This window comes from Psychrobacter sp. TB20-MNA-CIBAN-0197 (genome assembly GCF_040309765.1).
Taxonomy (GTDB): Bacteria; Pseudomonadota; Gammaproteobacteria; order Pseudomonadales; family Moraxellaceae; genus Psychrobacter; species Psychrobacter submarinus.
This window is the reverse complement of sequence record NZ_JBEOPC010000008.1, coordinates 67,592-93,936: the sequence shown is the minus strand read 5'-3', so window position 1 is coordinate 93,936 and position 26,345 is coordinate 67,592. Positions and strand designations below refer to the sequence as shown.

General features: G+C 45.6%; 21 protein-coding genes. 12 read left to right on the top strand and 9 right to left on the bottom strand.

Annotated elements, in window-relative coordinates; all coding sequences use genetic code 11:
* The first annotated feature begins 122 nt into the window (after window positions 1-122).
* A complete protein-coding gene (locus AAEY83_RS04125) occupies window positions 123-674 on the top strand; it encodes a protein disulfide oxidoreductase (protein ID WP_025646534.1) in 552 nt (183 codons plus the stop codon).
* Window positions 675-680: 6 nt separating this feature from the next.
* Here the strand turns inward: AAEY83_RS04125 and ald are convergent, their stop codons facing one another.
* On the bottom strand, window positions 681-1,796 hold the full coding sequence (ald, locus tag AAEY83_RS04120) for an alanine dehydrogenase (protein ID WP_025646533.1): 1,116 nt from the start codon (window positions 1,794-1,796) through the stop codon (window positions 681-683).
* Window positions 1,797-2,492: 696 nt separating this feature from the next.
* Here ald and ileS point away from each other — a divergent pair.
* Together ileS and lspA are read left to right on the top strand one after the other, a co-directional pair.
* On the top strand, window positions 2,493-5,345 hold the full coding sequence (gene ileS, locus AAEY83_RS04115; RefSeq protein WP_025646532.1) for an isoleucine--tRNA ligase: 2,853 nt from the start codon (window positions 2,493-2,495) through the stop codon (window positions 5,343-5,345).
* Window positions 5,338-5,961 (top strand): signal peptidase II, encoded by a 624-nt coding sequence (gene lspA / locus AAEY83_RS04110; protein WP_084212646.1) that lies wholly within the window; start codon window positions 5,338-5,340, stop codon window positions 5,959-5,961. Before ileS ends, lspA begins: the two co-directional genes overlap by 8 nt.
* A gap of 418 nt (window positions 5,962-6,379) precedes the next feature.
* Here lspA and AAEY83_RS04105 read toward each other — a convergent pair whose 3' ends face one another.
* On the bottom strand, window positions 6,380-6,991 hold the full coding sequence (locus AAEY83_RS04105) for a glutathione S-transferase family protein (protein ID WP_025646530.1): 612 nt from the start codon (window positions 6,989-6,991) through the stop codon (window positions 6,380-6,382).
* A gap of 133 nt (window positions 6,992-7,124) precedes the next feature.
* On the opposite strand from AAEY83_RS04105, the gene AAEY83_RS04100 reads away from it, so the two are divergent.
* Window positions 7,125-7,739, top strand: a complete 615-nt coding sequence (locus AAEY83_RS04100) for an O-acetyl-ADP-ribose deacetylase (RefSeq protein WP_025646529.1) — start codon at window positions 7,125-7,127, stop codon at window positions 7,737-7,739.
* Between the two features lie 16 nt (window positions 7,740-7,755).
* Here AAEY83_RS04100 and AAEY83_RS04095 read toward each other — a convergent pair whose 3' ends face one another.
* Window positions 7,756-8,415 carry a DUF1294 domain-containing protein gene (locus AAEY83_RS04095; protein WP_025646528.1) on the bottom strand — a complete coding sequence of 220 codons (660 nt, stop codon included), beginning with the start codon at window positions 8,413-8,415 and terminating at the stop codon, window positions 7,756-7,758.
* Between the two features lie 218 nt (window positions 8,416-8,633).
* On the opposite strand from AAEY83_RS04095, the gene fkpB reads away from it, so the two are divergent.
* Window positions 8,634-9,143, top strand: a complete 510-nt coding sequence (gene fkpB / locus AAEY83_RS04090; RefSeq protein WP_025646527.1) for an FKBP-type peptidyl-prolyl cis-trans isomerase — start codon at window positions 8,634-8,636, stop codon at window positions 9,141-9,143.
* Window positions 9,144-9,191: 48 nt separating this feature from the next.
* Window positions 9,192-10,232 (top strand): aldo/keto reductase, encoded by a 1,041-nt coding sequence (locus tag AAEY83_RS04085; protein ID WP_025646526.1) that lies wholly within the window; start codon window positions 9,192-9,194, stop codon window positions 10,230-10,232.
* 116 nt (window positions 10,233-10,348) lie between these two features.
* Here AAEY83_RS04085 and AAEY83_RS04080 read toward each other — a convergent pair whose 3' ends face one another.
* Window positions 10,349-11,134, bottom strand: a complete 786-nt coding sequence (locus AAEY83_RS04080) for a lysophospholipid acyltransferase family protein (RefSeq protein WP_025646525.1) — start codon at window positions 11,132-11,134, stop codon at window positions 10,349-10,351.
* 285 nt (window positions 11,135-11,419) lie between these two features.
* Between AAEY83_RS04080 and hflX the strand changes: the two genes are divergently transcribed.
* From hflX to AAEY83_RS04060, 4 genes are all read left to right on the top strand, one after another.
* Complete coding sequence (hflX, locus tag AAEY83_RS04075) at window positions 11,420-12,886, top strand: ribosome rescue GTPase HflX (protein WP_025646524.1); 1,467 nt, start codon at window positions 11,420-11,422, stop codon at window positions 12,884-12,886.
* A gap of 419 nt (window positions 12,887-13,305) precedes the next feature.
* Window positions 13,306-13,752: a CidA/LrgA family protein gene (locus AAEY83_RS04070; protein WP_025646523.1), complete on the top strand. Its 447-nt coding sequence runs from the start codon at window positions 13,306-13,308 to the stop codon at window positions 13,750-13,752.
* Between the two features lie 21 nt (window positions 13,753-13,773).
* Window positions 13,774-14,463 (top strand): LrgB family protein, encoded by a 690-nt coding sequence (locus AAEY83_RS04065; RefSeq protein ID WP_037059469.1) that lies wholly within the window; start codon window positions 13,774-13,776, stop codon window positions 14,461-14,463.
* A gap of 292 nt (window positions 14,464-14,755) precedes the next feature.
* A complete protein-coding gene (locus AAEY83_RS04060; RefSeq protein ID WP_025646521.1) occupies window positions 14,756-15,562 on the top strand; it encodes a lytic transglycosylase domain-containing protein in 807 nt (268 codons plus the stop codon).
* 128 nt (window positions 15,563-15,690) lie between these two features.
* Here AAEY83_RS04060 and tsf read toward each other — a convergent pair whose 3' ends face one another.
* The 5 genes from tsf to AAEY83_RS04035 form a co-directional block, all read right to left on the bottom strand.
* Window positions 15,691-16,572 carry a translation elongation factor Ts gene (gene tsf / locus AAEY83_RS04055; RefSeq protein WP_025646520.1) on the bottom strand — a complete coding sequence of 294 codons (882 nt, stop codon included), beginning with the start codon at window positions 16,570-16,572 and terminating at the stop codon, window positions 15,691-15,693.
* Window positions 16,573-16,877: 305 nt separating this feature from the next.
* Entirely contained in the window at window positions 16,878-17,711 is an 834-nt protein-coding gene (gene rpsB / locus AAEY83_RS04050) for a 30S ribosomal protein S2 (RefSeq protein WP_037059466.1), read from the bottom strand.
* Between the two features lie 367 nt (window positions 17,712-18,078).
* Window positions 18,079-19,356, bottom strand: coding sequence for a multidrug effflux MFS transporter (locus AAEY83_RS04045; RefSeq protein WP_025646518.1), 1,278 nt, complete (start codon window positions 19,354-19,356; stop codon window positions 18,079-18,081).
* Between the two features lie 312 nt (window positions 19,357-19,668).
* Window positions 19,669-20,481 (bottom strand): crotonase/enoyl-CoA hydratase family protein, encoded by an 813-nt coding sequence (locus AAEY83_RS04040; protein ID WP_025646517.1) that lies wholly within the window; start codon window positions 20,479-20,481, stop codon window positions 19,669-19,671.
* Between the two features lie 112 nt (window positions 20,482-20,593).
* Window positions 20,594-24,019 carry an ATP-binding protein gene (locus AAEY83_RS04035; RefSeq protein WP_025646516.1) on the bottom strand — a complete coding sequence of 1,142 codons (3,426 nt, stop codon included), beginning with the start codon at window positions 24,017-24,019 and terminating at the stop codon, window positions 20,594-20,596.
* A gap of 395 nt (window positions 24,020-24,414) precedes the next feature.
* Between AAEY83_RS04035 and cysM the strand changes: the two genes are divergently transcribed.
* Window positions 24,415-25,368 (top strand): cysteine synthase CysM, encoded by a 954-nt coding sequence (gene cysM / locus AAEY83_RS04030; RefSeq protein WP_025646515.1) that lies wholly within the window; start codon window positions 24,415-24,417, stop codon window positions 25,366-25,368.
* Between the two features lie 77 nt (window positions 25,369-25,445).
* A complete protein-coding gene (locus tag AAEY83_RS04025) occupies window positions 25,446-26,264 on the top strand; it encodes a 3'-5' exonuclease (protein WP_025646514.1) in 819 nt (272 codons plus the stop codon).
* Window positions 26,265-26,345 lie beyond the last annotated feature (81 nt).

Genomic DNA, 26,345 nt, shown 5'->3' with positions numbered 1-26,345 from the left:
AAAAACTTTGATGCTAGCGCATCTAGGTCTTTTTTTCACCTTGCATTTGGTATTGCACTTCATGTGTTAATCTAAGATCTATAAAAAGCAAGTGATTAAATTTTAGGCTCAGAGAAAGCAATATGACGACTGATATCAAAAAAACAGAGTTAAAAGTAAAAAAAACGCCGAAGCAAAAGCTTTGGTCAATGCTAAAGACTGCCCTACTCTATGGTCTCGTTTTTATTGTTATTTACACTGTTGTCAACTGGTGGCGACAGCCTATCATGCCAGCCAATCCGCAATTGCAGCTGACCGACTATCAAGGACAGACACTAGACTTAGCAGCGATGAGTCACAAGCAGCCTACGCTAGTGTATTTTTGGGGTACTTGGTGTCCGATATGTACTTATACCTCGCCCACTATCAACAAGCTTGCCGCTAGTGATAGCTATCCGGTAGTGACAGTGGCCATTAAGTCGGGCTCCAACCAACGGCTTGCAGAGTATATGCAGCAAAATAATTTTGACTTCACCACTATCAACGATGAAGACGGCACAATCTTCGCCGACTGGCAAGGACAAGTGACGCCCTCTTATGTGGTATTAAAAGACGGTGAGATGACGCAAGGGCTGACCGGTATTCAGCCGCTTTGGTCACTAAAATTAAGGCTATGGTTATCGTCGATATTTTAACCAAAACTAACCAAGCAGCTCATCTAACGCTTTATACTCATAATCTAGCGCCTCAGCCACCGCCTCATAAGTGATATAGCCTTGCGCTGTATTGATCCCTTTTGCAAAGGCAGCATCCTCCGCGCAAGCTTGCTTGACCCCTTTTTTGGCCAGCGTTTGGATATATGGCAAGGTGACATTCGATAGCGCCATCGTCGCTGTACGAGGTACTGCTCCTGGGATATTGGCTACCGCGTAATGGACGATACCGTGCTTAGTATAAGTCGGATCGTCATGCGTGGTAATGCGATCGGTAGTCTCAAAGACGCCGCCTTGATCGATAGCGATATCGATGATGACTCCGCCGTCGTCCATTGACTCGATCATCTCTTCTGTGACTAATTTAGGCGTAGCTGCGCCTGGAATCAGTACCGCACCGATCACTAAGTCACTAACCTCAACACTTTCGGCGATATTGACCTTATTAGATATGAGCGTCTGGACATTATTGCCGAACATCTCAGATAGCTCTTTGAGCCGCTGTGGATCTAAGTCCAAGATGGTCACATCCGCGCGCAGGCCGATAGCGATTTTGGCCGCTTCCGTGCCTGAGACGCCGCCGCCAATGATCGTGACGCGGCCTTTTTGTACCCCTGGTACGCCGCCCAGTAATATTCCTTTGCCGCCATAGAACTTCTGCAAGAACTGAGCGCCGATTTGGGTGCTCATGCGGCCGGCAACCTCGCTCATCGGGGTCAGCAGCGGTAAGGAGTTATTAGCCAGTTGCACCGTTTCATAGGCTATCGCCGTGACTTTATTCTCGACGAGTGCTTGCGCCAGCTCCGGCTCATTGGCCAGATGCAAGTAAGTAAACAGTATCAGATCTTCGGTTAAATACTGAAACTCTTCTTGCTGGGGCTCTTTGACTTTAACAACCAATTGAGCGTCCCAAGCTTTGTTGGCGCTATTGACGATAGTCGCGCCTGCTTCCTCATAATCCTCATCGGTGAAGTGCGAACCCACGCCCGCATCACATTCGACAAACACTTTATGACCGTCGCTGACTAACACCATAACGGCGCTTGGCGGTAGACCGACCCGATTTTCGTTGTTTTTAATCTCTTTGGGAATACCTATTTTCATGACGACTCCTTTATATTTATCGTAATTTATACAATGTTTTTAGCCGATATTAGGGCGTGTTGAACATTCGACCATGGCACTGACAGCGACTATTTTTTAGGCGATTCGATGTTAAAAATAATAAGTTTAGTCATTCTAAGCGCTTATTTTTAACGATGAAGCGGCAAAAAAGAGTCCTGTCCCCTGCTTTTATCGTTGGGGCTGATGCTAAAATTGCCCCATACTGCGTTACAAATCTCGCTAAGGCATCTGCATTATCGTCGCTTTGTGCCTTGTCTGGAACAATTTTAGCGATCAGCAGTGCCTATTTGCGAATGTTCAACACGCCCTATTATGTATTGGATTTATGTCCGTACTTTAAGTGAAACGCTTGTTAAGTACAGTTGTACACTGCTTATCGCTATTACGCAACTAAAATGACACGCGCAGTACAAGCCCCTTTTTACCCCAGTAGAATTAACATATAATAGCTGCCATTCCTAACATAATCTGACGCTAACTTATTTAAGTTCAGGCATTATTTAGGGTAAAGTGCTCTTTCATCTAAGCCCTATTTAACCTTAGCTATTCGCCCCCATACATTATTTACTTGGACTGCTAAACTATTTAACTTAAAAATTGTTTAATTTAAAAACTATTTGATTGAAAAACCGCTTAACTCAATAAACTACTTAACCTGATAAAAGATACCTTCCTATGACTGACAAAGCTACTGACACCCCTAGCCACGATTACAAAGACACTCTCAATCTAGCCGATACGCCTTTTGCGATGCGCGCTAACTTGGCCAAACGCGAGCCGGATTGGTTAGCGGCTTGGGAAGCGGACGATGTCTATGGTAAGATTCGTCAGGCGCGTACTGGCGCGACTAAGTACATTTTGCACGACGGCCCTCCTTATGCGAACGGTCAGATTCACTTAGGTCATGCGGTCAATAAAGTCATTAAGGACATGATTGTTAAGTCGAAGACGCTTTCAGGATTTGACGCGCCTTATGTGCCGGGTTGGGACTGTCATGGCTTGCCTATCGAGCAAAAGGTGGAAGCCAAAGTCGGTAAGGTCGGCAAAAAAGTCTCGGCAACTGAGTTTCGTGGTCTCTGCCGTGAGTATGCAGCGACCCAAATCGAGCTACAAAAAGCTGATTTTAAGCGTTTAGGTATCTTTGGCGATTGGGACAACCCTTATCTGACCATGAACTTTCATCAGGAAGCCAATATCGTCCGTGCGCTAGGTAAAATCTACGAAAACGGCCATGTCACTCGCGGTATGAAGCCGGTCAACTGGTGCTTGGACTGTACCTCAGCATTGGCAGAGGCGGAAGTAGAATATCAAGATAAGGTCTCTGATGCGATTTATGTCAGCTTCGATGTGCTTGATACTGACAAGCTAACCGCTTTGGCAAAAATAGAGGATACTATCTCAGTCGTTATCTGGACGACGACGCCTTGGACACTGCCTGCTAACCAAGCTATCTCAGTGCACCCTGAGCATGACTATTCGGTTGTAGCCACTGAGAAAGGCAATCTACTACTCGCTCATGATTTGGTCGAGACTGCGTTAACTGAGCTTAAGTTAGACAGCCAAGGTATCTTAGTGACCGTTTCAGGTAAGGAGCTTGAAGGCTTGCGCGCGCAGCATCCGCTAATTGCAGATCGTCAAGTGCCTATTATCTTAGGCGATCACGTGACCACCGATAGCGGTACTGGCCTAGTACACACCGCGCCAGGTCATGGTCTCGACGATTATATCGTGGGTCTAAAATATAACTTGCCTGTTGAGAACCCTGTTGGCGGTAATGGTGTCTATCTAGAGAGCGCGGCGGTATTTGCCGGCGAGCATATCTATAAAGCCAATCCAAAAATCATTGCCGCTTTGCATGATAATGGTCATTTGGTAAACCATACTAAGATCGAGCACAGCTATCCGCACTGCTGGCGTCATAAGTCGCCGATTATCTTCCGTGCCACGCCGCAGTGGTTTATTAATATGGAAAAAGAAGGCTTACGCGAGCGCGCGCTCAAAGACATCCCTGATGTTAAGTGGACGCCTGCTTGGGGTCAGAACCGTATCGAGTCGATGATGACCGGTCGCCCGGACTGGTGCATCTCGCGTCAGCGGACTTGGGGCGTGCCGATTACCTTCTTTATGCATAAACAGACCGGCGAGCTGCATCCGAACACCTTAGAGCTAATGGAAACTGCCGCGCAAAATATCGCGGAAGGCGGCGTGGAAGCGTGGTTTGATGCCAGCTGTGAAGACTACTTAGGGGATGAGGCGGCCGATTATGATAAGTCTACTGATACGCTAGATGTCTGGTTTGACTCAGGAACTACTCATTATGCCGTGCTTGAGCAGCGTGATGAGCTCACCAATCCTGCCGATATGTATCTAGAAGGCTCCGATCAGCATCGCGGTTGGTTCCAGACGTCACTGCTCACGTCAGAAGCAATGTACGAGCGTCCGCCGTTTAAGCAAGTATTGACGCACGGTTTTGTGGTCGATGAAAATGGCCGTAAGATGAGTAAGTCTCTTGGCAACATCATCACCCCGCAAGATGAGATCAATAAAACCGGCGCTGATATGCTGCGTCTTTGGATTGCCTCTAGCGACTATCGCTATGAGATGAGCGCGGGCAAGACGGTATTTAAAGGCGCAATTGATATGTACCGCCGCATTCGTAATACCCTGCGCTTCTTACTGGCGAACACCGATGATTTCGATCCGGCTACTGATAGCATCGATATCAACGAATTAGTCAGTCTTGATAAGTTCATCATCGAGCGCGCGCAGGCTGTACAAGCGCAAATCGTCAGTGCTTATGACGCAATGGACTTTCACCAAGTCACCCAGCATATCACTGCTTTTTGCTCGCAGGACTTGGGCAGCTTTTATTTAGATATCATCAAAGATCGCCAGTACACCACTCAAAAGGATGGTCAGCCGCGCCGCTCGGCGCAGACCGCGATCTATCATATCGCTCAAGCCTTAATACGCTGGATTACCCCTATCTTATCGTTTACCGCGCAAGAAGCTTGGGAAGTCTTGAACAGCAAAGATGAGCAGGCCGCCGGTAGCTATGTCTTCACTGAAGAGTGGTACGAGTTCCCAGCGCTTGAGCTGAGCACGATCAGTAGTGAAGACTGGCACCATATCATGCGCGCCAAAGATATGGTGAATAAGAACATCGAAGTCGCGCGCAGCAACAAACTACTGAATGCCAATCTAGCCGCTGATGCCACTTTGTACGCTGATGGCGCTATGTATGACAGCTTAGCCAAATTAAGCGATGAGCTGCGTTTTGTGCTGATTACCAGTAGCGCCACCTTGAAGCCTATCAGCGCAGCGCCTGCTGATCATCAAACTAAAGATAACGAGGAAGACATCGCAGCAGCGGATTTAAGAGTTACCATTGACGTCGCCGATGGGACGAAGTGCGTGCGCTGTTGGCACATCCGTAGCGACGTCGGCACTGACAGCGAGCATCCAGAGCTGTGCGCGCGCTGCGTAACTAACGTGGTAGGCAGCGGTGAGGTGCGTCACTATGCTTGATACGCCTGAGCGTCCTACTAACGAAGTCGATCATTCGCCAAAACCTGCTCACGTTACGACAGGCAACTCGGTAACGCCTAAAAGCCGGCTGACCAAAACCCCAAAAGTGCTGGCAAATGGCAGTCGAGCCTTTGTTTGGTACTTACTGTCGATAGTGATTATCATTGTCGATCAGTGGACCAAATGGCTCGCGAAAACTAAGCTGAATTTTTTGGAGCCGATACCGGTCATTGAGCCATTCTTGAATTGGACATTGGCTTATAATTATGGTGCAGCGTTTAGCTTTTTGGCCGATGCAGGCGGCTGGCAAAAGTGGTTTTTCTCGGGTTTAGCGCTCGTGATTGCGTTGTTCTTAGTCGTATATTTAATTAGAGCGCCGCGTAATGCTAAGCTGTTATCGCTAGGGCTCGCTATGGTGCTCGGCGGTGCGATTGGCAATCTAATCGACCGCGTGCGACTTGGCAAAGTGGTCGATTTTATTCATGTACATTATGCTGATGTTTGGCATTATCCGATTTTTAATATCGCGGATATTGCGATTTGTATTGGCGTGGCTATCATTGTTATTGACATGATATTTTTGGAAGGTAAGCGCGAAGGCAAATCTAAAGGTTAGCTTTTGATACTGCTATTTTAATTGAATGAAAAAAGGGCTTACGATCATGTAAGCCCTTTTTTGCTTTGGGTTTAGTGTAGTGAGATTAGGGCGTGTTGAACATTCGACCATGGCACTGACAGAGACTATTTTTTAGGCGATTTGCAGATAAAAATGGTAAGTTTAGTTGTTCTAAGCGTCTATTTTTATCAATAAAGTGGCAAAAAATAGTCCTGTCCCTGTTGTTGTCGTGAGGGCTGATGCTAAAATCGCCCTAGTCGTTGCGAAAATCTAACCAATGCAATAAGCATTATCTGCAATTTTCACTTAGACTAGAACTATTTTAGCTATCAGCAGTGCGCATTTGTGAATGTTCAACACGCCCTAATCTTGATGGTGCTCAGGATGCACTCTATTTCCAAACAACAACCCTACTCTCCTACTTTTTAGGAAAGTTCTCTCGCGCGGATAATCTTTTAACGTATGCTTTTGCTTGCTCAGGTAACGCAACCCCCAACATTTTTAGCCAATTAAATAGATGATGATAGTAGATATCAGCTAAGCTAAAGCGATCACCTGCTATATACTCTTGGCTATCCAACCAACTCGTGGCAATCGGTAGCGCGTTTTGAATATTGGTTATGCACTTCTCAGCGGTGCCCGCAGGCCAGTTCTCATAATTGTCTAATACCTTTATCTTCGTTAATATCCACACATAACTTTCAAGCTCTATCATGCCAAACGAGATGACCTGACGCAGTTTATAGTTCTTCTCGGCATAGTTATCATCGTTATGGCTAGGCGTTAGCGGTCTATCAGGATGCAAGTCATTGAGGTATTCGATAATCGCTAACGATTCAGTGAAATGCTTACCGTCATGGGTCATCGTTGGCACTTTGCCAAACGGGTTAATCGCTAAAAACTCAGGGCTTCGCTGCTCAAATTTATAAGCGTTTAATTCTTTGGTTTCATAGTCTAGGCCAAGCTCTTGTAGTGCCCAGATTACAGTTTCTGCGCGGCTAGGATGGGTGTATTTATAGAGCGTAATCACTAAAACGTCCTTTTTATAGTTGGTTAGAAATATAATTTACACACTTTTATATTCATATCAGATACATCTAAACGATAGCAAATCACTTAGACTATTAATATAGAATTTATGGATTAATGATAAGGACGCTACCATGACGAATGCTCAAACCAAGCCACTTTTGCAAAAGCAAGTCTCTGTCTCTGATAGCTCTAGCTCTACTGCTAGTTCTGCTACTCGCACGGTTACTTTGTCCGTATTACAAGCGGATATTACTACGCTAAAAATTGATGCTATTGTCAATGCGGCCAATTCGAGTTTGCTCGGTGGCGGCGGCGTGGATGGCGCGATACATCGAGGCGCAGGGCCAGAGCTGCTCGCTTATTGCCGCACCTTGAACGGCTGCGCCACTGGCGAGGCAAAAATAAGCCCAGCGTTTGATCTACCCTGTGACTATGTCATTCATACAGTAGGGCCAGTTTGGCATGGCGGTAATGATAATGAAGAAGCGCTACTGACGAGCTGCTATCAAAACGCGTTAGAGTTAGCCGCTGAACACAAGGTCGCTAGCCTTGCTTTTCCGTCCATCAGTACTGGCGTTTATGGTTACCCAATCGACAAGGCCACTAAAGTAGCGGTAAATACGGTGAAGAATTATGTATTGGGTAAGCTAGAGTCGTCAGATAACTTTTCGGTAAATGAGATTATATTTTGCTGCTTCTCGGCTAATGATGCTGCGGTTTATCAAAGGGTTTTAGAGGCGGTTTAAAGTAGAGGCTAGAAGTCTATAACAAGCCTTTAAAAGAATCCAAACCACCACCCGCCATAATAAATAATAACCCACCAAGATTAACCACTACCGTCAGATAAAAACTAATTCGAAAATCAGGCTTTTGTGACTTGTGACGCAAGTAGGTCTGCGCGACCATCGCCCCAACCCAGCCGCCGAGCACGCTTAGTAGATGCAAAGTCGATTCAGGCGTACGCCACGCGCCGCTTTGCGCAGCCGCTTTGTCCTTGGCGTAAGTGAGATAAGTAATAACGCCTAACAACACATACCAAGCCAAGACCAGCCAGCTCAAATCACCCATCACTACTAATAATACTAATACTGCATAGAATGCCACGCCTAAAAGTAGCTTCTTCTTTTGCCCTGCTTCAAAGTCTGCTTGTTGGCTTTTCTTTGCGTTACGCTGACGGATTTGATTGTTCTTATCTGCCATTTGTTGCTGCACAAAACTGAGCTCCTGTACTTGCTTGGCTTGCAAGCGTCCTTGTTTATCTTGTCCAATACTAAAGACCACTGGCTCATGGATGACAGGTCGACGCGGCGCTTTGAACTCGCTGACATGAAAGAACAGTGACTCCCCAGCTTCGGTCTCGATAAAGCCAAAGCCTTTGTCATCTTGCCACTTTGTAATTCGGCCTTGTTGTCTATTTGCCATGTTTGCGATACTCTCTTATTTGACTAGGATTAAAACTTTTATAATCGGTCACTTTTTATAATCAGTAACTCTCTACAGTTAACCTTTATTTTAGCGCCTTTACGTTACACTATTTACGCTTACATAGGGCAGTATTTCGCTTATCATCTCTTAATCTATCACCTGAATCTATTCACTGATAACAGCACTCTACTTTTAACTAAAACTGGTTTTTTATTATGACTGACTCTCAAACCTCATCACAATTTATCAATCCGAACGAAGACACTCGTATCACCCATGGCAGCTTAGTCAAGCTGCATTTTGAGGTGTCATTAGAAAATGGTACGGTAATTGACTCGACCTTTAATCGTGATCAGCCGGTCAGTTTGACTGTCGGCGATGAAAGCCTGTTGCCGGGTTTTGAGCAAGTGCTGATGAATCTGCGGGCAGGCGACACCCGTACCGCGCACTTAGAGCCTGAGCAAGCTTTTGGCGACTGGAATCCAGATAATGTACAGCACTTTAGTCGTCCGCAGTTTGCTTTAGTCGCGGACAATCCTGAGATTGGTATGATGGTGGAGTTTGAGGATAAAGGTAAAAACACTTTGCCCGGTACCATTAGCGCGATTAATGACGATGAGATCGAGGTCGATTTTAACCATCCCCTAGCCGGGCAAGACGTACTATTTAAAGTCAAAATCTTTAAGGTGACGCCGCCGGGTGTGACTGGCATTCAGCTGAGTTAATCACACAAGCAACTCAAAACAATAATCAATAATAATCAGGATGCAACCATGCAATATGAAGTGCTGCCACAAATCGATGAAAAGGTATCGAAAATTTGTCTAGGAACGATGACTTGGGGACAACAAAACAATGAGCGCGAAGGCCATGAGCAAATGCACTTAGCCCTTAGCGAAGGAGTGAACTTTTGGGACTGTGCCGAGATGTACCCCTCACCGCCTGACAAAGATAAACAAGGCGATACCGAGCGCATTATCGGCACTTGGTTTGCAAAGACACAGCAGCGCGATAAAGTTATCTTGGCCAGTAAAATGTCGCCGATGAGCTTTTTGCGAGACGGTAATAGCCGCTATAATGCCAAGCATATTAGTAGCGCTATTGACGGTAATCTGCAGCGTTTACAAACCGACTATATTGATGTCTATCAGCTGCATTGGCCTGAGCGGCAGTCGAACTTCTTTGGTCAACGCGGTTATGACAGCGAGATGTCAGCGCAATCGCTTGATGACTTAACGCCGTTTTTAGAGACCATTCAAGCGCTCAATGATGAGATCAAAAAAGGCCGCATTCGTGCTTATGGACTCTCAAACGATACTGCTTGGGGACTGATGCGCTACTTATGGGAAGCGGACAAAAACGGTCTCATCGCGCCTATCACGGTGCAGAATCCTTATAGCTTGCTCAATCGACTTTATGAGGTGGGCATGGCGGAGATTGCCCATCGCGAGAATGTCGGTTTGCTCGCCTACTCGCCCCTAGGCTTTGGGGTACTCTCTGGTAAATATTTGGGTGGCAAAAAACCAGCTGGCGCGCGGCTGACGATGTATGATAGATTCCAAAGATATATTAATGAGCAAGCGCTAGCAGCCACTGAGCAATACGCTAAGATTGCCAGCGATGCCGGACTAGATATGGCGCAGATGGCGCTCGCTTTTGTGAACTCGCGGCCCTTTGTCACAAGCAACATCATTGGTGCCACGAGCATCGAGCAGCTCAAATCAAACATCGATAGTGTTAATCTAACTTTAAGCGATGACGTATTAGCCGCTATCGAAGCGGTACACACCCAGCAGCCGAATCCATCTCCTTAGTTCAGCTAACTAAAGCTGCTAGATTCTAAGGCTGCTAGATTCTAAAGCTATGACGTTTACGCAAAAAGGCGCTAATCGATATGATTAGCGCCTTTGTCATTCACTTATATCGGCTCTTAGCTTAATACTCGTGCATGTAGTTCTGCGAGCCCTTCTTGCATGTGCTGTTGCAACAGATCTGTCAGCTCACTTTTGCTACGGCCTTGTGGGTCGATCGCTTCAAGTGGCAAAACATAAGCGGTGACGTTCTTAGTATCGAGTACTTTTTTTAGACTCTGCTTCATGGTCAGCTTGCCATAATAAGGCAATTCTTGACTTAAGCTGCCGTCTTTATTGACATAGGCAATCACCATCGCTCGTACCGGCACATCAGCGTCGATAGCCGCTTGCAAGAGCTTACCATGAATGCGCTTAATCTTGGAGCCATCGGTAGTAGTGGCTTCTGGAAAGAAAATAACTGAAAACCCTTGGCGCAAAAACTCAGCGATTTGCGCTGCTACTGAGCCGGCATCGCCCGAGCCGCGCTGAATAAACACGGTACCAGCCGCATAAGCAAGCTTACCGAATATCGGCCACTCGCCTATCTCCGCTTTAGATAAAAAGAAAGCCGGACTGACCGTACCAACCACCGGAATATCCATCCATGACACATGATTGGATACCCAAAGCCCATGATACTGCTGTACCGGCTCAACTTCGACAACCTTTATACCAAAAGAGCCGACCATCTTGCGGCAAAACGCTTGGATATAACGCGGTAGTTTTTCGCGCGGCGGGTTCTTAAAAGCGCCTATACGCTGTGCAGCTCGTAGACCACCTGCCATAGTGGTAGTCATACCAACAATTTGCTTACTGCGGCTGAATTGTTTTTTTAATGAAAAGCCTGGCTTAGAATGGCTCATCTGTATCCCTCATCATTGAATGTCTGTAAAAATGGCGTAAGTATAGCAAAATTCTCATAGTCAGTGACGATTTGTTCACTGAGCTTGAATGAGGGTTCTCGTTATTCACTATCTACTATAAACCTATCTTTTGTAAACCCAGTAACATAAAACTGGCGTCACTATGACAATTAGGCTTTAATAACCAGTAATAAGACCGCATATAGACTATTATCTGAACGCGATTATCCGCCTAATTATAGCCGATAATCGCGATTTATTTCCCCCATTTATAGGTGAAAATTTTTGGAATATTTTGAAAGATATGAAGGTGGCGAGCGTGCTGTTTTAGTGCACTTAGACATTCGTCAAATACAAGACCCTGATGATTTGAGCGAGTTTGAGCTACTTGTTGACTCCGCTGGCGCTCAGCGCGTGGAGCTGGTGACAGGCTCACGCTTGAAGCCAGATGCTAAGTACTTCGTCGGCTCTGGTAAAGCCCAAGAGATTGCCGAGTTAGTCAGTGCCAATGATGCTGATATTGTGATTTTTAATCATAGCCTCTCTCCCTCGCAAGAGCGTAACTTAGAAGCTTTAACGAAATGCCGCGTGCTTGACCGCACTGGTCTTATTTTGGATATATTTGCACAGCGTGCGCGTACTTACGAAGGTAAGCTGCAGGTAGAGCTGGCGCAGTTGAACCACTTATCCACTAGACTAGTACGTGGTTGGACGCATTTGGAGCGACAAAAAGGCGGTATCGGACTAAGAGGTCCTGGTGAAACGCAGCTTGAGACCGATCGTCGTCTACTACAAACGCGGGTCAATCAGCTCAAATCTAAGCTTGAAAAAGTACGTCAAACTCGCGCGCAAGGCCGTGCTCGCCGGCAAAAATCCGACGTCCCGACGATATCACTAGTCGGCTACACGAACGCAGGCAAATCTACCTTATTTAACCGCTTAGTCGATGAAAACATCTATGCCGCAGATAAGCTATTTGCGACTCTAGATCCGACTTTGCGCCGTTTAGATTGGCAAGGTGTCGGCCGTGTGGTCTTAGTCGATACGGTAGGCTTCGTGCGTCATCTACCGCATGAGCTTGTCGAATCCTTCCACGCTACTTTGGAGGAAACTTTAGAGGCAGATCTATTGTTGCACGTGATTGATTCTTCTAGTGAGGATATGCACGAGCAGATTTCAGCGGTCAAAGAGGTGCTAGCAGAGATTGATAATGATGTGCCAGTACTCAACGTCTATAATAAAATTGACTTAACGGGCGAGCCTGCGCGCATAGGTTATGCCAACGAAGGTGAGCCAAACCGCGTTTATGTCTCCTCAAAAGACAATTTAGGCATCGAAGAGCTCACACTTGCGGTACAACAGCTGATGACGGGTACTTTGACAACCTTTAATCTCACCTTGCCCTACCATGCTGGACACTTTAAAAACACCTTGTATGAGCTTGGGGTTATCTTAGAAGAAAGCTATAATGATAGCGGCCACGAGTGCTTGGCCATTCGTCTGCCAAGCGAGCGTCTCAAGCAGCTACTAGGGGAAGCAAACCTGCAGCCTATGGAGGTGCTACCGTTAGCGCAAGCGACTTTACTGATGCCTATTCTTGAGCCTTTTGAGCAAAACAATGAGGAAGATTTGCAGCCGTCTGAAGATGAGTCATTAGTAGCGGAAGACTTAACCTACGAGCAGATCTTTGAGACAGATAATGAGTCTAGCGATCATACCGCTATAGATGACAACCCAAGTCCGCAAGCGTAAGAGTTAACATTAAGATTTTAGAACCAGCAAGATAGCTGCTATAAAGTCTGTATTAAGCAATGAGTATATTGGCCATTTTTAGGCTGATGTGCTCATTTTTTATTGTTTGTCTGTCCTGGCTCTTTTGCTATTATCACCGCGCATGAGTTTTTGTTGTAAATACACCGGCCTTTAAGGTTTATTAGTCGCTCACTTCACTATATAATCGAGCGCATTGGTTGTCCCTCAACTAAAGTTTTTTACCTTTATTTCTTTTAAAATGATAGAGTAAAACTTTTACGCAATCCACCCAAAAGCCTAGCCATAGCTATTTGCGATGCTGTTTATCGATAGTTTTCGTCAGTACTTTTTATCAATAGCATGGCGCTTGCTTTTATTCTATCTAGACTCTGTAGTTGCCGTCTTGGCAAGGATAGCTTATGAATGCCCTTACCCAAACCAAACTGCCTTTGTGGTTAGCCTTACTTTTGACGCTCGCCATGGTGGTCATAGTGCGCGAATCAGCGCTACTCCTGTGTCAGTGGGCCGGTATCGAAAAAGCCGCCAACATTGTAGGCCTCGTGGCGATGTTCGTCATTTTAGTCGTTTGGCGCTTGCTCAAAGGCTTACCGGAATGGATCACCAGAGCCAGTAACTTATTGTTAGTCGATAGCGGTTTTGCTTTTTTGCCGGTATCAGCAGGCGCTGGTATTTTATTGTTTGAGTTAGGTGATGAATTTTGGGGCGTCATGCTGACAATGGCTATTAGTACTTTGATACCGCTTTGGGGTCTAGCGATTCTAGCCAACCGCTGGTTGAGCTCTAGCGCTGACAATAAGAGCAGTACAGGCCTGACAACACCTGAAGTTAGCGATAAGTCTGAGTAGCCTGCGCGGCGGAGAATTAAGATGATGTTTAGCAGTGTATTTATGGCGACTCTAGCCGCTATTTTATTGACCTTAGTCGCGCACGTGATCGCGCGTATCTTGGCCAAAAAGATCTCATGGCTGCCTATGGTCATTACCGCTTTGGTATTAGTACTGCTGTTTTTATTTATTACGCAGTGGGATTACGAGCATTATTATAGCGTTGCCAAACCAGTGTTTGATCGCTTGCTTGGCTATGTCACGGTACTGTTGGCTATCCCTTTAGCCGCCATGAATTTTAAAGGTTTGCCGGTTAAGCGCTTATCTATCATTGTCCTTATCGCAAGTGTGATCGGCGCGCTGTTACCGATGTCGTTAGCTTATCTGTTTTCACTCAGTCACGACACTTTGTTGTCCTTTGCTACGCGTTCTGTCACTACCCCTATTGGCTTGAGCGTGGCGGACTTAATCAGTGCACCGCTTACGATGGCCAACTTAATTATTATTGTTTCTGGACTGCTGGGCGGTGCCGTCGCTAGATTCTTATTTAAAAAAGTAGATGACGACAGAGCCAAAGGTTTAGCCTTAGGACTGGCCGCTCACGCGTTCGGCACAGTAGAAGCTTGGCAAATCAGCCCTACCGCTGGGCGCTATGCTGCCTTCGGTCTTGCGGTAAATGGCTTATTGACGGCTGTTTGGGTTCCTATATTTATCAGTGCTTTTAACATCTAAATTTTACCGAATAAATAATTTTGACTAAAAACCTATAGCTATCAATACAATAGGGCTAAGCAATATTTTGTGTTATAGTAAGTAACTATTATATTTTGTATTTATTACTAGTGGTTTGGTTACTATTGTAACTTTACAGAACTGTAACCTTATAGAATTTACTAATAATGCGAATCGCTATAAATGCTTTGTCTGGCTAATACATCAATTATTGATACCATTGTTGAAGCTATAGTTAAAGCTACTGTTGAAGCTATCGTTTCGTCATTAACCGATAAAGAGTGATTTTCTTATGCCGAATACTGCCCCTTTATTGAGTCGCTGCTGGTCATCTATCTTGCTGACCTCTATCGCCCTATCCGCTGTTACCGTGACGGCACACGCTGGTAATATGTACATCTATAAGGATCAAGCGGGCCAAGTCCTCTTGACCAATGTCAGTCCGAGCGGTAATTTTGATAAATTTACCAAAAAAGTCAAAGTCACTTACTACAAAGATGCCAAGGTGCATGAGAGCAATCGCGATAACACCTATAATAACTATGGCACTAGTACCGCTAGTAAGAGCAGTAGTCGTAATGCTTATGATAGCTACATTCGCGCTTCTGCGGCGCGTCATGGCGTCGATCCTGGCTTGATGAAAGCGATGATGCATACTGAATCTGCATTTAACCCCAATGCTCGCTCACCAGTGGGAGCACAAGGTCTCATGCAGCTTATGCCAGCCACTGCCCGCCGCTTCAACGTCCGTAATGCTTGGAACCCTGCAGAGAACATTGAAGGCTCAGCGAAGTATATCGCTTGGCTGATGAAGCGCTTTAATAATAACGTGGAGTTTGCTGTAGCAGGCTATAATGCTGGCGAAGGCAATGTCGATAAATATAATGGTATTCCGCCCTTTAAAGAGACGCGCAATTATGTCAAACGGGTGATGAGCCGCTATCATAGTCTATATAAAAATGATGCTGGCGTCGTGGGTAGTGCCATGATTGCTAGTAATGCTGATAGCAATAGTGGTCTACAAAAAGTAAGCTATGGTACGAGTAGTAATGCTCATAGCGCAAGCTACGTTAACTCTGCTTTTGAGGCGTTACGTTAAGCACTTGTCTATCGTTATGGTTTATAAGTATCAGTATCTAATAGCCCATATCAACGCAAAAAGCCCATTACTTAAGTAATGGGCTTTTTTTGTATTTACTGACTTTAGAGTAAAAACATACTCAAACCTTACTTGCTAGCCGCTTGTGCAGCAGCAACTTCAGCAGCGAAATCTTCTTGTTTTTTCTCAATGCCTTCGCCAACTTCTAGACGTTTGAAACCTAGTACTTTTACGCCCTCAGCTTTTAGTACATCGCCGACTTTTTTGTCATTGTCCATGACGTATGGCTGACGTAGTAAAGTCACTTCGTCTAGGTACTTACGTAGGCCACCTTCAATCATTTTTTCAACGATGTTGTCAGGCTTGCCAGACTCTTTAGCTTTGGCTTCGATGATATCTTTTTCACGAGCCAATACATCAGCAGACACGTCTTCGTCATTAACTGCTACTGGGTTGAATGCAGCAATATGCATCGCTAGGTTTTTACCCGTCTCTTCGTTACCGCCTTCAAAAGACACAACAACGCCGATGCGTAGGCCATGACGATATGACGCTAGGTTGTCGCCTTCTAAAGTCTCTACACGGCGAATTTGAATGTTCTCACCGATTTTTTGTACTAAAGAAACGCGAGCTTCTTCAACGCTCTGGCCATCACCATAAGGTAGTTCAGAGATAGCAGCAACGTCAGTGACGTTGTTTTCGAGCGCAAGATTAGCCACTTTTTCTGCAAATGCAGTGAAGCTATCATCTTTTGCCACGAAGTCAGTCTGACAGTTTACTTCTAAAAGATAGGCTTGCTTATCGTTTTGCGCGATGACAATAGCGCCGTCAGCTGCGATATTACCTGCTTTTTTAGCCGCTTTTGCTTGACCTGACTTACGTAGGTTGTCAATAGCAACTTCGACATCACCATTGGCTTCTTGCAGGGCTTTTTTACATTCCATCATGCCAAGACCAGTACGGTCGCGCAATTCTTTTACCATTTTGGCAGATACTTTTACTTCTGACATAAGAGTTACCTTTTATTATGTATGTGAGTATTGATATGTATGGGGTACACGATACTTATATGTCTCAAGATATATCTGTGAGAGATATTTGCACGTATCTGAACACATTGAATCTTCGTCCAGCAAGTCAGTAACGTGTCAATAACAGATTAATAAACTAATAAGAAGGCATGACGAGTAAAACTTCATCATGCCTATTTTGAGCTGGTTTGAGCTTATATTTACAAGCTCAGCTTGTACGCTATTAATAGCTTTATATGGGTGCCAAGCACTATAAATCAAGGCTTGCCATATCTTAGGGCTATTTATAGATCAGCTTGTGCTTCCGCTGGATTCTTAGTAGCCGGAGCTTCTGCAGGCTGCTCAGTAGCATTGGCTTCAGCTGGTGCTTCTTGCTCAGCAGGAGCTTGCTGGTCAGCTTTACCGCCTGCTTGCGTTTGAGCATATTCTTTACCCGCGATAACCGCATCGGCTACTGCTGTGACATATAGAGTCACGGCACGGATAGCATCATCGTTAGCAGGGATGATGTAATCAACATTATCTGGGTTAGAGTTGGTATCAACGATACCGATAACTGGGATACCTAGGTTTTTGGCTTCTTTGATCGCGATCGCTTCATGATCGACGTCAACAACAAAGATAGCGTCAGGTAAGCCGCCCATGTCTTTGATACCGCCTAAAGAGCGCTCTAGTTTTTCCATGTCGCGAGTACGCTCTAGCGCTTCACGCTTAGTTAGCTTAGCAAACGTACCGTCTTCGCTTTGCTTCTCAAGATCTTTTAGACGGTTGATTGACTGGCGTAGGGTTTTCCAGTTAGTCAACATACCGCCAAGCCAGCGATGGTCAACATAAGGCATGCCAGCACGCTGTGCTTGCTCACGAATAACGCCACTTGCCGCGCGCTTAGTACCTACGAATAGGACTTTGTTTTTCTTAGCGGCTAGGTTGTTGACGTAGTTTAGTGCTTCGTTAAATGATTTAACGGTGTGCTCTAAGTTGATGATGTGAATCTTGTTACGAGCACCGAAAATATAAGGACCCATTTTTGGGTTCCAAAAACGTGTTTGGTGACCAAAGTGAGCGCCTGCTTGTAGAAGGTCGCGCATTGATACTTGAGTTGGGTTGTCTATAGCCATGATATTATCCTTGGTTGGGTTATGCCTCCATCTTACAAAAACGACCTATCTAGCGACACGCATTTGCTAAAGCGTTATTAAATAATCAAAATTATAAAAAAGCACTCAGACAAATTAATCAAATCGCCAAACACCCAGTCATCTTTTATCGTAAGATGTGTGTCATTGGTTGGTTTAAAGAATGCGCCACTTGCGAGGGACAGTTAAACTAAAATATTAAAACCGCCCTGCAATAAATAGCTGCGCTGTATTTTATCATAAAAGCAAGGGTAAGCTCTAGCACTTTGTTGCTTGATGCTTTGATTGATAGCGCTTTTTTTATAGCTTACAGAATGTACTAAAAGCCCTAAGCAAGCGTTTATCAAACTCACTCCGCATCATCAAGGTTAAGATTGCGATCGATTTGCCAAATCAAGAATGCGCCAAGGCTCATCAGCGAAAACATCGCGATACCTATTTTTAATACGGGGTTAACGGGGAATAAGTTTAATAGCAAGCCGCCAAAGATACCGACTGAAAACATCAGTGAGCCTTGCATAGCACTTGCCATACCCGCACGGGTTTTTTGAAAGGCTAAAGCGATAGCAGAAGCGTTCGGCTGGGTCAGTCCTAGTCCTGCAATACAGAAAAAGATGCATCCTAACACCAGCGGCAACCAAGCATCAGTACCGAAAATCAACCCGATTATAAATAATGCAGCAGCAGAGATGACCTGCATCATCGTCCCAAAACGCAGGATACTTAGAATCCGAAATCGGTTAGTGAGCCACTGGTTTAGCTGAGTCAAGCCCACAAAACCTGCCGCGTTCATACCAAAGAGCCAGCCAAAATGAGTCGCCGATACGCCATAAGTATCCATGATAAGCTCGGAAGCTGAGCTGATATAGACGAACATCGCGCCCATCAATAAGCCGCCGCCTATCGCAGGATAGTTGAACCTTGGATCTTTTAGTAAGTCCCAATATTGACTCAGCACTTCTTTGGCTGGGCGAGCATTGCGATTTTCTTCGCTTAAGGTCTCAAAGAAGAAGAACTTGGTGAGTAGTAGATTGAGCATGCCAAAAGCAGCCAAGAACCAAAAAATAGAATGCCAATCAAAAAACTGTAGGAATAAAGCGCCAAGCGAAGGCGCTAAAATTGGTGCCAGACCCATCACTAATATCATGATAGAAAAAGCCTTTGCGGTTTGCTTCGCTGTCAGCCTGTCACGAATTGCCGCTCGCGTCACTACAGCGCCAACACAAGCGCCAAGCGCTTGCACAGTACGGCCTGCAAATAAGACATATTCACTGCTTGTCGTAGCACAAACTATGGATGCGACAACGTAGAGCGCCATGCCAAAATAAAGCGGCTTGACGCGGCCGACGCGATCACTCAGTGGCCCATAGATCAGCTGACCAAAAACCAAACCAACAAAATATGCCGGTACGGAGTTGGCCATAAAAGCGGTCGATACACCAAAGTCATCTGCCATAGCAGGCAGTGCAGGCAAGTACATATCAATAGATAACGGCCCTATCGCCACAATAAGCCCTAGCATCATAATCCAAGCTACCGGTAGCTCTGATGAGCGTACTCTAGTGGCGGCGGCTTTTTGACGAGCAGCCTTTTTGTCATTTGTGACATTGGGTTTTGGAGCAGACATAGTACGTACCGTTTATGATTATGGTGTGAAAGACAGGTTTATAAGGTTAAGGATAGTATTTACCAGTAAACACTACTACGCAAACAAAGCAGCAGACAATCCTATATCGGACTGTCTGCTGCTTTTTCAATGGAGTGATAACGCTTAAAGTATACCGATCATATAATCATTACGATAGTAAGCTCAGTATAAAAAGAATACAGCGGAATTAGGATGAATGTTACGCAGCCTCTGTCAGCGTAGACACAGCACTCTAAGAAAACCTCTATTCGTTTCACGCTAAGCTATTTTCTTAGCTACGGGCCTAAACGGTTAGCGGAATTGACGTTTAGCGAACACCGTGCTCGCTTGTTTGGCTTTTCTAAGCGCAAGTTTGCGATTACGACCAAGCATCAGCTTCATTTGCCACATTTTTTCTTTATACAGCACTAGTGCTGGCTGGTGATGCATGGCATTGATAACACGTTTGCTTGCCAGCACCGCATCAGGGGAGCGCTCTACTAGCTCTTCGGCTAGCTTTTGCGCGTGCTCAAGAGGCGTCTCAGTACAATGACTGACTAGGCCCAGCTCTTTACCTTCAGTAGCATCCACGATACGCGCCGTCATCGCCATCTCTTTGAGTACGTCTTCACGCACGACACCAAGCGCGGACTGAGTCAAGCCCATATCCGGTACTAAACCCCATTTTGCCTCCATAATCGATAGCTTACAATCAGGGTGGCTGATGCGTACATCACAAGCCAGTGCCAGTTGCATGCCAGCACCGATGCAGTGGCCTTCTAGTACTGCAATCACTGGGACAGGCAGATCACGCCATACCAAACAGACACGCTGAAACAGGCTTTGTTTCGGCTTAATCAGCTCCCACATCGCATATAGCTGGTTTTTTGGATTATTCAAATCCCCTAGGTCGATACCGGCGCAAAAAGCACCTTCGCTACCCTTTAATATTACCGCTCGTAAGCTTTTGTCTTTGCTAATATGGCCTGCAACACGAATGAGCTCATCCACCATCTGAAAGCTCAGAGCGTTTTTTTTCTGCGGGCGACTCAAAGTGACAGTGGCTATGTTTTGACTGACACTGACTTGTAGCGTTTGGTATTCATAAGCGGCGATGGCGTGCATGTTAGTCCCTTAAATAGTGGTCGACAAAGTGAACCTTAAAGTGAAAGTTAAAATGAATTTTAATCATAGCAGTGTTATCTCAAAGCTACCCTAGCAATAACTGACTATCCATTCAAATCATCTTCCAGTTCATATCGTTTTCGCTTAGACGGTGATAATTGAGCTCAGAATAAGGCGATAAATCTAGCTTTTGTAGATTATTGAGCGCGGTCATTAAGTCTTCATAATAAGGCTGTAGCATGGCAAACTGTGCAGGAGTGGTATGTTGTACGTTTAACAAGCACTTATCTTCTAGGTTTTGACTGGCAAGACGCAGCTGCGGGACGCCAGTATAGCGACTAGCTCCTAGGATACGGTGAGCAATCTGCGCAAGTATATGACGATCTTTTGCTTGCCAAGCTTGAGCGAGCGCTTCTTTTTCATCAGCGATAGTATCGAGCATCATGATGATAAGCTTCGCTGCCAGATCTGGCTTATTCGCTGAACGGGTCAATGCATCTTGCCAGTCCAAAATATCAGATCTGACAGTGGCGTTTGTCGTAGAGGGCTGCTCTAGAGGTAGTAGCTGCCGATCCGTTGCATAGCTTTGATTTGGTTGCAAATGAACATCAGGCTCTAAAGGACTTTGTGATAGTTTTCTTTGATCGAGATAGTTATAACGAGCTTGAGTGCTATTACGTCCATAGCCTTGAGCTGCCTGAGTATCCGGTAGGTTGTCACGTAGCGTATCGTGTACATTATCACGCAGATAATTATCGCGAATTTTCTTTAGCGATAGCGGACGCAGCATTTTTTTATTGTTTTTCTTGGGGTGTAGCTGGGTTTGTTTACCCTCATTATTGTCTTGATCGCTTACCTTTAACTGAGTGTCATTGGCATTATTGGCACTCAAATCGGCCAAACTCGAATCCTCTATATTAGTGTGCGCCAGCTGAGTACTCGTCGCCATATGCTTGGTTGCGGCGCGCCCTAGCCATTTTTGTAGCACTTGTAGTAACTGCGGCTGGCTAATAGGCTTACCGACATAATCATCTATACCACTAGCAATAAGGCGGTCGCGCTCATCAGATAGGCCGTGAGCCGTCAGCGCGATAATAGGAATATGACTGTCTGCTGCTTCTATTTTTCGGATCTGTTCGGTAGCCTCTCTTCCTGACATTCGCGGCATTTGGATATCCATAAATATCAGATCGATGTCATGATGAGTGGTCGTTGCTTTTTCTGTTGTGGTTTTTTCAGTGCTTGGCTTCAATAAAGATGGCGCATTACTGAGCTGCTCGCGCGCTTCTGCTTTTGAGCGCTGAGTCTTACTCGATAAGCTTTGAGTGGCACTTTTGTTATTGGCTTTGGCTTGCCTAGCCTGCTGTTTACTGATCAGCTCTATCGCTTCAAAGCCACTATTGGCAGTGATGACATGGATACCAAGCTCGCTTAAAAGCGCGTCCAATACCAAAAGGTTAGGCAGATGGTCATCGACAGCGAGTACCGTGATTCCCTGCCAGCGCGGCTCTTGCACTTGTACTAACGCTTTTTTATTTTGAGTGTCTAAAATAGCGTAGAGCTGACGCTTATCCAATGGCTCATACAAGATATCGGCATGATAGCGATTTAGCAGGGCTTGATCAGCCGCCACTTGGTAGCCAAATACCGCCAGCTTACCTTGATAATGTAGCCTGATTTGCTTGAGTAGCGCCATCATATCATCTTGGTTATCGTTATCAACGATCACCCAATCCCAATAGTTATCTTGCTCTTTTAGCGATTCAAGCACCCCTGGCAAGGAGTTGGCTTGAGTCAGCTTGATAGGAAGATTCTGTAGGCTGGCTTTGAGCACTTGTAGGGATGCGGTATGATTGATCCACACCAGCATATGAAACTCGTCGCCCGCTCCCGCTAGCGGTGCAAGCATAGGTAGCGAAATGGTGTTTCCGCTTGCCGCTTCTAACACATCAACGTGGGTTGGCATTCTAAACCAAAAAGTCGCGCCCTTATTAGCGATATTTTCTTGTGCATTATCATAAAAACCAATGTCACCGCCCATCAGCCGAGTCAGCTGTTTTGAGATAACAAGCCCAAGTCCAGTACCACCATACTGCCGAGTGATAGAAGGGTCACCTTGGCTAAAGCTTTGGAACAGCATATTTTGGTCGGCCTCTGAGATACCTTTACCACTATCTTGCACACTAATCATTAGGTAGTTATCTTGATAGTCGTCCAAGCTGACGCGCACGACCACATCGCCATTATCAGTAAACTTAATGGCATTACCTACTATATTGGTCAGTACTTGCTTGAGTCTTAGAGCGTCCCCTACGATCTGCATAGGCACATCATTATAGAACAATACCGCCATCCGCAAGCCTTTTTCAGCGGCGACAGGAGACAACATATCGACCACATCATAAATAGTGCTGTAGAGATCAAACTCGTGACGATCAAGCACCAGCTTACCTGCTTCTATTTTGGAGAAATCAAGCACGTCGTTGACCAGCGCCAATAGATGCGCCGAGGACTTGCGAATAGTCTGCACATATAGATCTTGCTCAGTATTAAGCTCGCCATGACGAGCAAGTAGATTAATAAAGCCGTCAATACTGTTGAGCGGGGTGCGCAGCTCATGGCTGATATTTGCCAAAAATGCCGACTTGGCTTGACTGGTGGATATGGCAGCGTCACGGGCATTACGAATCGAGATGTTTTGCATTTCCATCTCATCAAAGGCTAGGCGCAAATCATCTTCGGTCTGTTCGGCGTGGTTTCTTAGTTCCTGAAAGCTGCTATGTAAGCGGCGCAAGGTTCTGACTAGATCTTGCTGTAGCAAATTTAGCTCGCCGTTAGACTCGGTCAAGATAGGCTTATATAAATTATCAACGGTAGTACGCTGTAGCTGTAGCCGCAGCTCATAAATAGGGGCTATCCAGCGCTTGGCATAGATATTGAGGCTAAGCAGTAATATCAAAATAGTAAGTAAACCAGTAATTGCTAAGGCCATAGCGATACGGTAACGCGCCAAATATAACGGCTCATTATCCATATCAATGAGCAGCCACAGCCTTTGATCGGCAGAATCACTTAGAGGTAATCCATAAGCGGTGCCTATGGCGGTAGGCTGCTGCATCATAACGCTCTTGGCAGGATTAATCTGCGGCCACTGTTCTTCTACGCCGTAACCGACACTTGCTAAGACTTGATTACTCTCATCGATAATAGCGATACGCTGCACATGCTGCTCTGACTGTATATTGCTCAGCTTTTCTTGTATGGCAGCGAGCGTTGTTTGAGTTTCTAGCGAGTTGGTCTGCGTAGCCGCTAAACCCTGAGGCTGCTCCAGTAACTTTGGCGCAATCTCAGCGATAGTCGGCTTATAGCGAATGAGCACCGCCTCAGCTAAGGCTTGCTGCTCAGAGTTAGAGGCGCGCATGGTCTCATAAAATACCAATATGCCGCCGACTGCGGCTAGGATGCATATGGGTAAAAACACCAGTAGGATCAACTGACCGTAAGCGCTACTCGTATCAAAGCGTTTTTTATATGCCATGCTAAAAATAAACTCCAACGACTCTATAGGTCACTTCAAAGGAATGGATCGAATGATTGCTAGGACAATTGCGATAATAAATTCCATTTTAGCAGTATTCTTAGCGTCTCTGTGAATCAATCCTCCTGCTCCTTAATTTGCCCCTTAATTCTCATTTGGTCACAAGTAATTAATGATGCGCTAAGCGTAGCCAAAAACAAAATGATATAATAAGACCAGTTTTTATTCACGCTACATTTTATTAGCTTTGCTATAGCGTTTTGGCGATTAGCCATAGCCAGTAGCAAGCTCATTATTCACTATACCTTTGCCTTCACACTAGCCAATAATATGAGCTAAAACACTTCAAAATAGCGCTCATTGCAACATTAACTTTTATTATAATAGGATGCCCCATGTCGTCTACCGCCAATGCTAATTTTATTACTCAAGTCACACAGCTTGCCGATTGCGTGGGTCAGACACCGCTGGTCAGGTTGCAGCGTTTACCTGCGCAAGAAGAGGTGACTGACAGCACTCAACTGCTTGCCAAGCTTGAAGGCAATAACCCAGCAGGCTCGGTAAAAGACCGCCCTGCCTTTAATATGATCTATCAAGCAGAACAGCGCGGCGACATAAAGCCTGGTGATATGCTCATCGAAGCCACTAGCGGCAATACTGGCATTGCCTTGGCGATGGTTGCGGCTATGCGCGGCTATCCGATTACTCTATTGATGCCTACCAATTCAACCCAAGAGCGTAAAGACGCCATGGCGGCCTACGGCGCTGTGTTGATTGAAGTCGATGAAGGTATGGAAGCGGCACGCGATATGGCTTTACAAATGCAAGCTGATGGCAAAGGTATAGTGCTAGACCAGTTCAACAACCCGGATAACAGTCAAGCGCATTATCTCACGACTGGCCCTGAATTATGGCAGCAAACGGGCGGTAAAATTACCCACTTTATTAGCTCTATGGGTACCACCGGCACCATCACTGGCGTCAGTCAATATCTAAAAGAGCAAAATCCTGATATCCAAATCATCGGTCTACAGCCAGATGAAGAAGCGTCTATCGCTGGTATTCGTCGTTGGCCAGCTGCTTATATGCCGGGCATCTATAATGCTGACTTGGTCGATGAGGTTATGGATGTCGATCAAAAAATCGCTGAAGTCTATATGCGTAAGCTTGCCAAGCTCGAGGGCATCTTTGCTGGTGTGTCCTCAGGAGCTGCAGCTTGGGCTGCTGTGCAAGTTGCCAAAGCCAATCCGGATGCGGTGATAGCCTTTATCGTTTGCGACCGCGGCGATCGATATTTATCAACTGGGTTATATAACGTTAATGATGCTGATGATAGTGCTTCAGCTTAAGAGTGTTTATAGCATCGCCTGTTATAGCCGACCAATTATAGCGCTAAGCGCAATTATAAGTGCCATCAGGACTATTTATGAGCCAAGCCCTACCCGCTAATCCCGTCTTAGTATTCGATATCGAAACCATCGCTGATACTGAGGCGGCCCGTCGTATCTATCCACAATTGGCGAGTCTCAACGATGCTGATACTTTAAGTGCGCTGACGGCTATTCGCACCCAAGAAGCCGGGCATGATTTTATGCGCCTGCCCTTACAGCGTATCGTCTGTATCTCCGCTTTATATATCAAAGACGGTCAATTCTCTTTATTTTCCTTAACAGCGGATAGTTTCAGTGAGAAAGAGATACTAGCAAAGTTTTTCCGCGCCTTTAGCGATTTAGAAAAGCTACCACAGCTGATCAGCTGGAATGGCTCAGGTTTTGATATTCCTGTGCTTATTTATCGGGCTATGCAATATGACCTCTCAGCGCCTTGGTTATTTGAAGAGGGCGAGCGTATCAAAAACATGCGCTTCAACAATTATGTCAATCGCTTCCAAACTCGGCATTTGGATCTGATGGATCGGTTTAGTCAGTATGGCGCCTCTCGACGTGAAGCGATGGATGTGGTCGCTAGTCTCTACGGTCTGCCGGGCAAGACGGATGTCGATGGTAGTATGGTTGGGGAGCTGGTCAGTAATGAGGAATGGCAGACGCTATCGATATATTGCGAGTCCGATGTGATGAACACTTGGCTGATATACTTGCGTTGGCTGCGCTTGACTGGACAGCTCTCATCCACAGGGTTTATAGAGTGGCAACAGCAAAGCCGCGATTATCTGACCGGCTTTACGCAAGCCGATGGGCGCATGCGTCATCAAAGCTTTCTTGATGAGTGGTCATTACCTTCTTAGTGACGCTAAGTAAAAGTGATGCTAGCTAAGATATCAGCTATCGGCCGTATTTATTAGTCTCATATTTATTAACCCAGTACA